General features: G+C 73.5%; 10 protein-coding genes. 6 read left to right on the forward strand and 4 right to left on the reverse strand.

Going from position 1 to position 12858, the window contains the following annotated elements; translation table 11 throughout:
- Nucleotides 1-2: 2 nt before the first annotated feature.
- The gene (locus ACH4TL_RS31025; RefSeq protein ID WP_398323223.1) at nt 3-1292 is read right to left on the reverse strand and encodes an anion permease; all 1290 of its coding nucleotides are present in this window, start codon (nt 1290-1292) and stop codon (nt 3-5) included.
- A gap of 288 nt (nt 1293-1580) precedes the next feature.
- On the opposite strand from ACH4TL_RS31025, the gene ACH4TL_RS31030 reads away from it, so the two are divergent.
- The 6 genes from ACH4TL_RS31030 to ACH4TL_RS31055 all read left to right on the forward strand — a co-directional run bounded on the left by ACH4TL_RS31030 (nt 1581) and on the right by ACH4TL_RS31055 (nt 8225).
- Complete coding sequence (locus ACH4TL_RS31030) at nt 1581-2258, forward strand: class II aldolase/adducin family protein (RefSeq protein WP_398323373.1); 678 nt, start codon at nt 1581-1583, stop codon at nt 2256-2258.
- Nucleotides 2259-2304: 46 nt separating this feature from the next.
- Complete coding sequence (locus ACH4TL_RS31035; RefSeq protein WP_398323226.1) at nt 2305-3450, forward strand: alpha/beta hydrolase; 1146 nt, start codon at nt 2305-2307, stop codon at nt 3448-3450.
- A gap of 122 nt (nt 3451-3572) precedes the next feature.
- Complete coding sequence (locus ACH4TL_RS31040; protein WP_398323228.1) at nt 3573-5000, forward strand: hypothetical protein; 1428 nt, start codon at nt 3573-3575, stop codon at nt 4998-5000.
- A gap of 162 nt (nt 5001-5162) precedes the next feature.
- Nucleotides 5163-6761 (forward strand): ribosomal protection-like ABC-F family protein, encoded by a 1599-nt coding sequence (abc-f, locus tag ACH4TL_RS31045; protein WP_398323230.1) that lies wholly within the window; start codon nt 5163-5165, stop codon nt 6759-6761.
- Between the two features lie 333 nt (nt 6762-7094).
- The gene (locus ACH4TL_RS31050) at nt 7095-7316 is read left to right on the forward strand and encodes a helix-turn-helix domain-containing protein (protein ID WP_009718933.1); all 222 of its coding nucleotides are present in this window, start codon (nt 7095-7097) and stop codon (nt 7314-7316) included.
- Between the two features lie 129 nt (nt 7317-7445).
- Complete coding sequence (locus ACH4TL_RS31055; RefSeq protein WP_398323232.1) at nt 7446-8225, forward strand: enoyl-CoA hydratase/isomerase family protein; 780 nt, start codon at nt 7446-7448, stop codon at nt 8223-8225.
- Nucleotides 8226-8237: 12 nt separating this feature from the next.
- On the opposite strand, the gene ACH4TL_RS31060 is transcribed toward ACH4TL_RS31055, so the two are convergent.
- The 3 genes from ACH4TL_RS31060 to ACH4TL_RS31070 form a co-directional block, all read right to left on the reverse strand.
- On the reverse strand, nt 8238-9380 hold the full coding sequence (locus ACH4TL_RS31060) for an NAD(P)-dependent alcohol dehydrogenase (RefSeq protein WP_398323234.1): 1143 nt from the start codon (nt 9378-9380) through the stop codon (nt 8238-8240).
- A gap of 16 nt (nt 9381-9396) precedes the next feature.
- Nucleotides 9397-10857, reverse strand: coding sequence for an aldehyde dehydrogenase family protein (locus tag ACH4TL_RS31065; protein WP_398323236.1), 1461 nt, complete (start codon nt 10855-10857; stop codon nt 9397-9399).
- 128 nt (nt 10858-10985) lie between these two features.
- Nucleotides 10986-12842, reverse strand: coding sequence for a SpoIIE family protein phosphatase (locus ACH4TL_RS31070; RefSeq protein WP_398323238.1), 1857 nt, complete (start codon nt 12840-12842; stop codon nt 10986-10988).
- Nucleotides 12843-12858: the final 16 nt, after the last annotated feature.

The raw sequence follows: 12858 nt of genomic DNA on the forward strand, positions 1-12858 counted from the left end.
TGTCAGCTGGTGGAACGGGTGCCCGCGGTGGCGGGGGTCGGGGCGGAGGCGGACGAGCCGTCGTTCGTGTCGTCGTCGCCATCGGTGGCGGACGCGGCGGACCCGGCGGACGTGGTCTTCCCGGCGGGCGGCGGGGACACCGTCCGCAGCGCGGTGGTGATGACACCGGGCGACTCGACGGGCTCCACGCTCGGCGCGTTGACGTTCCCCGCGTCCACCGGCTTGCGGCGCGAGAGCACCCAGATGACGCTGCAGCCCACCACCGCGAGGACGGCGACGGCGGCGATGCCCCCGTTGCCCTGGTCGGCCAGCAGCGCCGCACCCGCGGCCACCAGACCGGCGGCCGGGAGGGTCAGCACCCAGGCGGCGACCATGCGGCCCGCGGTCGACCAGCGCACCACACCGCCCTTGCGGCCGACGCCCGCACCCATGACGGCGCCCGAGCAGACCTGCGTGGTGGACAGCGCGAAGCCGATGTGGGAGGAGGCGAGGATGACGGTCGCGGCGCCGGTCTGGGCGGCGAAGCCCTGCGGCGGCTGGATGTCGGTGATGCCCTTGCCCATGGTGCGGATGATGCGCCAGCCGCCCAGGTAGGTGCCGAGGGCGATCGCGAGACCGGCGGAGACGATGACCCACATGGGCGGGTCGGAGTCGGGCGCGATGACGCCGCCGGTGACCAGTGCGAGGGTGATGACGCCCATCGTCTTCTGGGCGTCGTTGGTGCCGTGGGCCAGGGAGACCAGGGCGGCCGAGGCGATCTGCCCGGCGCGGTAGCCCTTCGCGGTGTCCTCCGCGGCCCGGTTGTGGGCCAGCCGATAGGTGAGCCGGGTGGCGGCCACCGTGGCGATGCCCGCCACGACCGGCGCGGCCACGGCCGGGATGAGGACCTTCATGACGATCGCGTCGCTGTTGACCCCGTCCATGCCCACGGAGACCACGGTGGCGCCGATGAGGCCGCCGAAGAGGGCGTGTGAGGAGCTGGACGGAAGACCGGCCAGCCAGGTCACCAGGTTCCAGAGGATCGCGCCGACCAGCCCCGCGAAGATCACTTCGGGCCGGATACCGGATCCCTCGTCGATGATTCCGCCGGAGATGGTCTTGGCGACCTCCACGGAGAGGAAGGCGCCGACGAGGTTGAGGACTGCCGACATCGCCACCGCGACCCGAGGACCGAGTGCTCCGGTGGAGATGGTGGTGGCCATGGCATTGGCCGTGTCGTGGAAGCCGTTGGTGAAGTCGAACACCAAGGCCGTGACGATCACGATCCCGATGAGAAGCGTGATGTGTTCCATACACCCGGTCAATCAGTTCGGAGGGCGGTCAGTGCACGGTGAACGTAGGGAAACTGGGTGAACGGGAGATGAACTGAGGCGGGCTTCACGGTGACGCGGGCGCGGGGGTGTGAAAACGGCTTGTTTTCGACCGTATTCCCTTTCGTCATACGGCATTTGGTGTCCGTACATCGACCCGGCGTAACGGGCTTCGCGCCCGGGTCCGTATGGAAGGATCGCGCCCGGAGGTGAGGGCCCGTGACGGAGCCGCGATCGGTGCGACGGCCGCAGCCGAGGCTGAGCCAGCCCCTGCGGCAGGCGTGGACGCATGTGGTGCGGACGGCCCGCAGGACCACCGCCGACGGGCTCGTCGTCGGCACCTCGGGCAATGTGTCGGCCCGGGTCGGCGACACCGTCCTGGTCACCCCGAGCGGCGTCCCGTACGACCGGCTCGGCCCGCGCGACATCGTCGGCGTCGACCTCGACGGCCGACAGGTGCTGGGCACGCTCTCGCCCACCAGCGAGCTGCCCATGCACCTCGCCGTCTACCGTCACACGGACGACGCCGCGGCCATCGTGCACACCCACGCGGTTCACGCCACCGCCGTCTCCACGCTGGTCGACGAACTCCCCGCGATCCACTACATGACCGCCGCCCTCGGCGGGCCGGTCCGGGTCGCTGACTACGCGCTGTACGGCAGCGATGAATTGGCCGAAAACATGCTGTCCGTGCTGCGCGACCGCTCGGGCTGTCTGCTGCGTAACCACGGCACCGTCGTATACGGCGCGACCCTGGACCAGGCGTACGACCGCACCGCCCAGCTCGAATGGATGTGCCAGGTCTGGCTGGCCGCGGCGTCCGTCCCCGGCCGCACCCCCACCCTCATCCCGCCCGCCGAGCTGGACCGCGCCGCGGCCAAGCTCAGCGGTTACGGCCAGCAGCGGGGCAGGGATACGGACGGTGAGGGAGCGGGCGGCTCGAAATAACCAGTTCCGCTGGCCGCCGCGCGGGTACCCGCCGACACTGGGAGGGATGCGTGTGCGGACAACGGCGGTCGCTGCCGCCACCACTCTGCTCGGTGTCGGCGCGGCCGCGGTGGCGGCGGGCCGGTACCTCACCGACGCTGCGCTCCGACCGGCCCCCGACCGGCCGCTGCCGAAAGAGCCGCCGCTCACCGTGCACGCCGTGGATGCCGCGGACGGCACGGACCCCGGGCGGATCACCCTCACCCGTTCGCTCGCCTCGCTGCGCCCCGGCACCTACGGGCTCGTCGGCCGGAACTGCCACGCCGTCGTCGGCCCGGTGGACGAGGACGTCGCGCACCCCGCCGACTGCGTCGTACGCCGCCTGGAGCGGGTCACCCACGGCACCCTCGACGCGGGCGCCCGGGTGCGGCTCACCCCGCAGGTGTACCTCGGCAACCCCAGGGACGCGCTCGGCATCGAGCACGCCGATGTCGACATTCCCGGTGAACTCGGTCCGCTGCCCGCCTGGTTCCTGCCCGGCGAGCGCGCCACCTGGGTGATCGCCACCCATGGCCTCGGCACCACCCGGGAACACCCCATGGTCGTCATGCCGCTGCTGCACCGGCTGCGCATCCCGGTGCTCGACCTCGCGTACCGCGGCGATCCCGGCGCCCCGCGCCCGCCCGACGGCATCGGCCACCTCGGCGAGACGGAGTGGCGCGATCTCGACGCCGCGATCCGCTACGCGGTCCGCTACGGGGCGCAGAGCATCGTCCTGCACGGCTGGTCCACCGGCGCCTCCATGGCCCTGCACGCGGCCGCCAACTCCGCACTGCGGCACCGGCTCAGCGGCATCGTCCTGGACTCCCCGGTGCTCGACTGGCGGGCCACCGTGCGCGCCCTCGCTGCGGCGCGCCGCGTCCCGGCCGCCCTGCTCCCGCTCGTCGTACGGGCCGCGGAGGGGCGCACCGGGCTCCACGACGGCAAGCTCGCGGAGGCGGCCGACCCCGAGAGCCTGCCGGTGCCCACGCTCATCGTGCACGGCCCCGGCGACACCCTCGCGCCCTGGGACGCCTCCCGCGAACTCGCCGACGCCCGGCCCGAGCTGGTCACCCTTCATCAGGTCCGGCACGCCCCGCACGCCGCCATGTGGAACGCCGACCCCCCGGGTTACGAAGAGGCCCTGCGCCGCTTCCTGACGCCGCTCCTCTAGCGCGTCGGGGCCGCGTCGTCCCGGGCCCGCGGCGGCCTCGGCTACCCGTCGGAATCCGGCCGCGGCGACCGCCGTACGGGTGCCGATTGGGCTTTCGGGCCGTCAACGGCGAGACTGCTTCTGTGACGTCCCGTACTCCGCGCGACTCCCGGCTCCGACTCGTCCGCCAGCGGCCGATGGCCACCGCCACCCGGCCCGCGCCGAACCGCTCCCGGCCGGCGCCACGCCCGCCCGAGGGCACGCCGCCCCGGCCGGAATTGGCCCGGCAGGCCCGTGCGGGGCTTGTCGGGGCCGTGGAGGTGGCGCGCTGGGCCGCGGCCGAGGACGACTCGCTCGGGGCCCTCTCCGACGAGGCGGCCGCCCGTGCCGCCGCCGCGCTGGGGCGCAGCTCGGAGGAGGTGCGCAGCGACTGGGACCGGGCCCGGCTCGTCGGGCTGGTCGATCTGCACGGCGGCACCGCCCGCCCCGGCTGGCGGCTCCAGGCGTGGGACCGTGACGACAGCGCGGTGCTGCGCGGCTGGGTCGCGCTGCTCGATGCCTGGTCGCTGGCCAGCCCCGCGCCGGAGACCGCCGAGCCCACGGCCGTCGCCGAGGTGGTCGAGGCCGTACCGCAGCTGCTCCCGCTGCTCCAGCTGTCCGCGGGTCCGGTGCAGATCTCCACGCTGCTGGACATGCTGCGCAAGCGGGTCGCCGAGCTGCGCACCGAGCGCTGCGAGGTGCCGTACGGGGTGGCCTCGCCGGTCGACGGCGACGCCCCCGCCCAGGCCCCGGACGCGGCCGACCACGGGGCCGCTCATGAGGAGCGGGACGGCGCCGAGGGCGACGACGAGGCGTTGGAGGACCTGCTCGGCTGGGCCCTGGACGCGCTGGCCTCGGTCGGGGCGCTCACCGTCCTCGAAGGCGACGCCGTCCTCACCGCGCTCGGCAACTGGGCGGTGTGGGTCAAGCTGGAGCAGATCTGCGTGGCCGCCCAGAGCCCCGCCGGGAACATCGAGCACCCCGCCGCCGACATGCTGCGCGGCTGCGCGGGCCTCACCCCCGGGCCCGCCCGCGCCGAGTACCGGGCCTGGCTCGCCGCCCGCCCGGTGGGCAGCGCCATCACCGAGCTGCTGGACGCGGCCCGCGGCGACGACGCGCTGCTGCGCGGGCTCGCGTTCGAGGCGCTGCGGGTCGCCGGGGCGCCCGCCGAGCCCGCGGTGCGGGCCGTCGTGGACGAATCGTGCCTGCGGCCGTACGCGCTGCTGTGGATCGCCGAGCACGAGGGCGCCGACCCCGAGGACGCGCTGGACGTGCTCACCCGCGAGGAGGCCACCTGGCTGTGGGTGGACACCGCCGCGGCCATCTCCGACCACGGCGAGAGCCCGCTGCTGGTGCGCCACCTGGAGTCCGCGGTGCAGGGCACGGTGCCCGCGCTGCTGGCGGAGGTACGCGCCGTCGGCCACCCCCGTACGGTGCAGGTGCTGGTGGCGCTGGCCGCCGCCCACCCCGATCCGGCCCTCGCCAAGGCGGTGCGTCGGGCGGCCTTCCAGGTCCACACCGGCGGTGTCTGACCCGGGGCCCGCAGGTGGGGGAGGTCCCGGCCCCCAGGGGAAAATCCGGTTGCCCGCACCGCTAAACTGGCCGCATGGCAATTCTCCTCGTGCATTAGACGGCGTCGGCCCCGCCCGCTGGTCCGTCCCGTCCGCCGTCCAATCTGCCCAGGAGTAATTCCCGTGATCACCGCATCCGGCGTCGAGCTGCGTGCCGGCGCCCGTGTTCTGATCGAGTCCGCCAACTTCCGCATCGCCAAGGGCGACCGCGTCGGCCTGGTCGGCCGCAACGGCGCGGGGAAGACCACGCTCACCAAGTGCCTGGCGGGCGAGGGCGTCCCGGCCGGGGGCAGCATCACCCGCTCCGGCCAGGTCGGCTATCTGCCGCAGGACCCGCGCACCGGTGACCTCGACGTCCTCGCCAGGGACCGCATCCTCTCCGCCCGCGACCTCGACTCCGTGCTGCGCAAGATGCGCGAGAACGAGGACCGCATGGCCAACGGCAAGGGCGCCACCCGCGAGCGCGCGATGAAGAAGTACGAGCGCCTGGAGACGGAGTTCCTGACCAAGGGCGGCTACGCGGCCGAGGCGGAGGCCGCGACCATCGCGGCCAGCCTGGGCCTGCCCGACCGGGTGCTCGGCCAGCCGCTGCACACCCTCTCCGGCGGTCAGCGGCGCCGCGTCGAGCTGGCCCGCATCCTGTTCTCGGACTCCGACATCCTGCTGCTGGACGAGCCGACGAACCACCTCGACGCCGACTCCATCACCTGGCTGCGGGACTACCTGAAGACCTACAGCGGCGGCTTCATCGTCATCTCCCATGACGTCGACCTCGTCGAGACGGTCGTCAACAAGGTCTTCTACCTGGACGCCAACCGCTCGCAGATCGACATCTACAACATGGGCTGGAAGCTCTACCAGGCCCAGCGCGAGGCCGACGAGAAGCGCCGCAAGCGCGAGCGCGCCAACGCCGAGAAGAAGGCCGCCGCGCTCAACTCGCAGGCCGACAAGATGCGCGCCAAGGCCACCAAGACGGTCGCCGCGCAGAACATGGCCCGCCGCGCCGAGAAGCTGCTGTCAGGACTGGAGGCGGTGCGGCAGTCCGACAAGGTCGCCAAGCTGCGCTTCCCGGACCCGGCCCCGTGCGGCAAGACCCCGCTGACCGCCGAGGGCCTGTCGAAGTCGTACGGCTCCCTGGAGATCTTCACCGATGTCGACCTGGCCGTCGACAAGGGCTCCCGGGTCGTCATCCTGGGCCTCAATGGCGCGGGCAAGACCACCCTGCTGCGGCTGCTGGCCGGGGTCGAGAAGCCGGACACCGGCCAGGTCACGCCCGGCCACGGGCTGAAGCTCGGCTACTACGCGCAGGAGCACGAGACGCTGGACCCGGACCGCACCGTCCTGGAGAACATGCGCTCGGCCGCCCCGGACCTCGACCTGGTCGACATCCGCAAGACGCTCGGCTCGTTCCTGTTCTCCGGCGACGACGTGGACAAGCCCGCCGGGGTGCTCTCCGGCGGTGAGAAGACCCGGCTGGCGCTCGCCACCCTGGTCGTCTCCTCGGCCAACGTCCTGCTGCTCGACGAGCCCACCAACAACCTCGACCCGGCCAGCCGCGAGGAGATCCTCGGCGCGCTGCGCACCTTCACCGGCGCGGTGGTGCTGGTGACCCACGACGAGGGCGCGGTGGACGCGCTCCAGCCGGAGCGGATCATTCTGCTGCCGGACGGGATCGAGGACCTGTGGGGCGCGGACTACGCGGATCTGGTCGCGCTGGCCTGACCCCCGGCCGGTAGATCATTCGGCCTAGGCGTGATCCGTCATCTGAGTGAGAACGGCTCGTATCGCGGCGCGCCGTCCACCACCGGCGCGCGACACGTGCCGTGCGCCGGTCGATATCCACCCATCCTCTGGCACATGGGCCTTGACCTGCTCTTTCTTAGATGATCAAGAACGAGTGGAAGGGCGGAAGTCGCCGGAATCCTGGATTCCGAAGGCTCGTACGGTGCCATTTCTCGGAATCCTTCCTCCATAGGTCTTGCCGAATGGGTGGCCAGGAAGCCGCCTAGGGGTGATCATGAGAGTCCAGAGCGCACTTCCCATGAGGAGGCACGGGTGGCCGAGACTCTGAAGAAGGGCAGCCGGGTGACCGGCGCCGCGCGCGAAAAGCTCGCGGCAGACCTGAAGAAGAAGTACGACTCCGGTGCGAGCATCCGGGCGCTGGCCGAGGAGACCGGCCGTTCCTACGGATTCGTCCACCGGATGCTCAGCGAATCAGGAGTGTCCCTACGTGGCCGCGGTGGCGCGACACGAGGCAAGAAGGCCGCATCGGCCTGATCGCGCGTCTCGCGTCAGCGGTTCGTCGCCGGAAGCAGGTGTGGACAGTGCCACCCGGTTGATCGTCCATTCGACCGGGTGGTTACTGTGCAGTCACTTGTACTGACTGCGGCCGACCGGAGGCTTCCTGTGACCCTGCTCGACAAGGACGGCGTATCGCTCATCGTCGATGACGCGGTCGCCACGGTGACTCTCACCAATCCGGCCAAGCGCAACGCCCAGTCGCCCGCGTTGTGGCGCGCGCTGGCCGAGGCGGGGTCGCTGCTCCCCGGCAGCGTGCGGGTCGTCGTCCTGCGCGCCGAGGGCATGTCCTTCTCGGCGGGGCTCGACCGGCAGGCGTTCACCCCCGAGGGATTCGAGGGCGAGCCGTCCTTCCCGGAGATGGCCCGCCGCCAGGACGCCGAGCTGGACGGGATCATCGCCGCCTACCAGGACGCGTTCACCTGGTGGCGGCGCAACGACATCGTCTCCATCGCCGCCGTGCAGGGCCATGCGATCGGCGCCGGTTTTCAGCTCGCTCTCGCCTGTGACCTGCGGGTCTGCGCGGAGGACGCGCAGTTCGCGATGCGCGAGACCAGCCTCGGGCTGGTGCCCGACCTGACCGGCACCCATCCGCTGGTAGGGCTCGTGGGGTACGCCCGGGCGCTGGAGATCTGCGCGACCGGCCGCTTCGTCCACGCCGAGGAGGCCGAGCGCACCGGCCTCGCCAACCTCGTGGTGCCCGCCGCCGACCTGGACGGGGCGGTCCAGGACCTGGCCGCCGCCCTGCTCGCCGCCCCCCGGGACGCGGTGGTCGAGACCAAGGCGCTGCTGCGGGGCGCCGCGGACCGTACGTACGACGAGCAGCGCGCCGCCGAGCGCGCCGCCCAGGCCCGTCGCATCCGCGACCTCGCCGGTCTTGCCGAATAGAGCGCTCGGCCGTCAGCCGAAGGTCAGCACCGGCTTGATCGTGGTGCCCGCGGTCATGTCGGCCGCCGCCTCCTCGATCCGGGCGAACGGATAGGTCCGGATCAGCTGGTCCACCGGCAGCCGGCCCTGCTGGTGGAGGGAGACCATCAGCGGGATCAGCTGCTCCGGTTCGCTGTCGCCGAGCGTGACGCCGGTGATGCGGCGGCCCGGCAGCAGGCCGTTGACGTCGACCGCGGCCTCGGTGCCCATGGGCGGCGCCCCGATGACGGCGACCTCGCCCCGGGGCGCGAGGGCGTCGACGGCGGTGCGCAGGACGCCGGGGTTGCCGGTGGTCTCCACGGCGCAGTCGAGGCCGAGGCCGTCCGTCAGCTCGACGAGGGCGGCCGCGGTGTCCTCCTCGGCGGCGTCGACGACGGCCGTGGCGCCCAGCTTCCGGGCCAGCGCCAGCCGCGGGGCCAGCCGGTCGACGGCGATCACCTGCCGGACCGGGCCCAGCACGGCGGCCATCAGGGCGGCGAGGCCGACCGCGCCGGTGCCGAAGACGCCGATCGTGCTGCCGGGCCGGGGCCGCAGGACGTTCAGGACGGCGCCGACCCCGGTCTGGATGCCGCAGCCGAACGGGGCGAGGGTGGTCAGCGGCACGTCGGCCGGGACCCGGACCACGCTGCGCTCGTCCACCAGCGCGTGGGTCGCGAAGGACGACTGGCCGAAGAAGTGCCCGCCCAGCCCGCCGCCCCCTGAGCCGCCCCCGGAACCCGAACCGGAACCGGAAGCCGGACGCAGCGTCGGGGTGCCGTCGCCGCGGGTGCCCCCGAGGAGGTTGAGCGGGAGCCAGGAGGCGCAGTAGGCGGGATGGCCGCCGCGGCAGGTGCCGCACGTACCGCATGAGGTGAAGGTCAGGACGACATGGTCGCCGGGCCGCACCCGGCCGACCCAGGACCCGACCCGCTCCACCACGCCCGCGCCCTCGTGGCCGAGGACGCCGGGGAGCGGAAACGGCAGCCCGCCGTCGCGCACGGTCAGATCGGTGTGGCAGACCCCGGCGGCGGTCAGCCGGACCACGATCTCGTCCGGCCGGGGCTCGTCCAGGGCGACGCGCTCCAGGGAGAACGGGGCGCCGGGCTTGTTCACCACGGCGGCGAGGGCTTCGGTCATCTCGGGGCTCCCTGGCTCAGAACGGGTAGCGCGCGGTGTCGCCCCGGAGGGTCAGCCACTGCGTCTCGGTGAAGGCGTCGAGATTGGCCCGCGCGCCGCCCACCCGGCCGAAACCGGATGCGGCCAGCCCGCCGAAGGGCGCGTTCGGATCGTCGTTGACCGTCTGGTCGTTGATGTGGACCATTCCGCTGGGAATCCGCTCGGCCAGCGCGAGCCCGCGCGCCGTGTCGGCGGTGAGGATGCCCAGGCTCAGGCCGTACGGGGAGTCGGCGGCCAGCTCCACGGCCTCGTCGTCGTCACCGTACGGGCGTACGCACGCCACCGGGCCGAACACCTCCTCCTCCCACGCGGGGACGGACGGGCCGCAGTCGGCCAGCACGGTGGGCCGGTAGAACCGGCCCCGGTGGGTGCCGCCGGTGACCACCCGGGCGCCCGCGGCCACGCTGCGCTCGACGACGTCCACGACATGGCCGAGCTGCCGGTCGTCGATGAGCGGCCCGAGGGCGACCTGTTCGCGGAAGGGGTCGCCCACGGCGAGCTGTTCGGCCTTCTTGGCCAGCAGGCCGACGTACTCCTCGTACCGCGACTCATGGACCAGGTGGCGGCCGACCGCCATGCAGATCTGCCCCTGGTGGAGGAAGTTCCCCCAGGCCCCGCAGGACGCGGCGGCGTCGATGTCGGCGTCGTCCAGCACGATCAGAGCGCTGTTGCCGCCCAGCTCCAGATGGGCCCGGGTCAGATGCTCGGAGGCCAGCGCCCCGACCGCGCGGCCCGCCGCGGTGGAGCCGGTGAACGACACGACCCGCACCGCAGGGTCGCGGACGATCGCGGCGCCGACGTCCGCGCCGCCGGGCAGGCACTGGAGCAGCCCCGGGGGCAGCGCGGCCTCCTCGAAGACGCGGGCGAGCACCACCCCGCCGGACACCGGGGTGCGCGGATCGGGCTTGAGGAGGACGGCGTTGCCGAGCGCGAGCGCCGGGGCGATGGAGCGGATGGACAGGATCAGCGGGAAGTTGAACGGCGAGATCACGCCGACCACCCCGACCGGAATCCGGCGCGCCAGGCTCAGCCGCGGCTGGGCCGACGGCAGCAGCTCACCGGTGGGCGCCCCGGGCAGGGCGGCGGCCTCCTCGCATTCCGCGGCGGCGACCGCCACCTCCAGTTCGGCCTTCGCCCGCGACGAACCGGCCTCCCGCACGATCCACTCGGCGATCTCGTCGGCGTGGCTCCGGAAGGCGTCGGCCGTGCGCCGCAGGGCCGCGGCCCGCTCGGGGAAGGGGGCCGCGGCCCAGGCGCGCCCCGCGGCCGCCGCCGTACGGGCCGCGGGGGCGACGTCCGCCTCGGTGGCCCGGCCCACGGAGCCGAGGCGCTGCCCGGTCGCGGGTTCGGTGATGTCGATGGTGCCGGGCCTGGCCGGGTGGTCCCAGCCGCCGGTGAAGATCCTGTCCGCCCAGTCGGCGGTGGAGAGCAGGCTCATCGCGGACTCCTTGAAGCTCAGGAATCCTGATGATGCCCGTCGGGGAAGGGTGCGACAAGGCCCGGGACGTACACATTTCAAGAACTTTGCGCTCGGGGCACCGGCGCTCCGGCCCGCCGCCGCTCGCCTCACGGCGGCCGCATCAGCTCCCGCGCCGACGTCGGCACGGCCTCCAGCACCAGCACCGCGAGATCGTCGTCGACCGGCTCGGTGCCGAACTCATGGGCGGCCAGCCGCACCCGCTCCGCGATGGCCTTGGCGCCGAGCCCAGCGCAGCCCCGCAGGATGTCCGCCAGCCCGTCGTCGTCGTCCAGCTGCCGGTTGCCGTCCCGCCGCTCGGTCACCCCGTCGGTCACGCACAGCAGCGTCTCGCCCGGCGCCAGGTCCAGGGAGTCGGCGTGGAAGTCGGGCTCGTCGTCGATGCCCAGCAGCATCTGCGGAAGCGCCGCCGGGGCCACCGTGCCGTCGGTGCTCAGCCGCAGCGGCAGCGGATGCCCGGCGCTGGCCAGGACGCAGTGCGCGCCGCCCGAGTGGGGATCGGGCTCCAGCTCCCCGTAGAGCAGGCTGAGGAAGCGCGACCGGGCCTGGTCGCCGCCCAGGGCCGCGGCCTCCGCCTCCTCCTCCACCAGCGCCTGGTTGAGCCGGGTGAGCACCGACTCCACGCCGTGCCCCTCGCGGGCCAGCAGCCGCACCAGATGGCGGGCGAGGCCGGTGACCGACATCGCCTCCGGGTCGCTGCCGCAGACGTCGCCCAGCAGGAAGCACCAGCGGCGGCCGCCCATCGGGAACAGGTCGTAGAAGTCGCCGCCGACCGTCTGGCCCTCGCCGTGCGGCTCGTAGACGATCGCGGTGTCCACGCCCGGGATGTGGGCCAGCGACACCGGCAGCTGACGGCGCTGGAGCGCCCGGCTGATGGTGGCCTGCTGGGTGTACTGCCGGGCCGTGGCCACGGCCTGGGCGATCCGCCGCGCCACGTCGTCGGCGAGCCGCACCACGCCCTCGGTCATCTGCGACACCCCCGCCCGGCCGAGCAGCAGCACCCCGTAGTCGCGGCCGCGGGCGATGAGCGGGAAGGTCAGCGCGGAGCCGCCCGCGCGGGAGGGGGCGGCGGCCTCGGGCCAGGGCCAGGGGGAAGCCACCCCGGGGGGCGGCGGATCGCGCTCCAGCGTGGCGCGCAGCGCCTCGATGCGGCGCTCGTCGTTGTGCCAGACCCGGCGCAGCTCCAGCCGGCCGCTCTCGCTGTTCAGCCACACCGCGCACCAGTCCGCCAGCCGGGGCACCAGCAGCTGCCCGGCGAGGGCGGCGACCATGTTCTCGTCCAGCTGCCCGGTGAGCAGTTCGCTGGCCTCGGCGAGGAACGACGGCCCGCCGCGGTCGATCCATTCGGCGGTCCGGTCGCGCCGCCCCCGCGGCGGGGCGGGGGCGCGGGGTGCGGGAGCGAGCGGCGCGCGACCGCGTGCCCCGGCGGATACGGAGTCGGGCTGGGCCGCCCCCGGGTCGGTGTCCAGGCGGAACCACACGGACTTACGGGTGCGGTGGTACGTCACGCCCCAGGACTCGGCGATCGCGCCGATCAGCTGGAGGCCGCGGCCCCGGCCGTGGCGCTGGGTGTCGGGCCCGCCCAGCACGACGCTGGCGGGGTGCAGATCGGCGACCTCGATGACGATGCCCGGCCGGTCCCGCGGCTCGGTGTCGGTGGCCGCGTCCCCGCCGGATTCCTCCGGTCCGCTCCCGGCCCGGAGGCGGCAGGTGACCTCGACCCGGGTGCCCGCGTGCAGCACGGCATTGGTGACCAGCTCGCTCACCAGCAGCACCGCGTCCTCGGTCACCCGCGCGCCGATCGTGTCCGGCCCCAGGATCTCCTTCGCGGTCTGCCCGGCGAGGGTGGTGCGGACGAAGGCGCGCGCAGCCCCGGGTGCGCGCACGCTTCCGGGCAGTGTCGTCCGGGCGACGGACTCGCGCGAAAGAGGAAGCAAGGCCCCCACGTGCGGCTCCAGGATA

This window comes from Streptomyces sp. NPDC021115 (genome assembly GCF_044333065.1).
Taxonomy (GTDB): Bacteria; Actinomycetota; Actinomycetes; order Streptomycetales; family Streptomycetaceae; genus Streptomyces.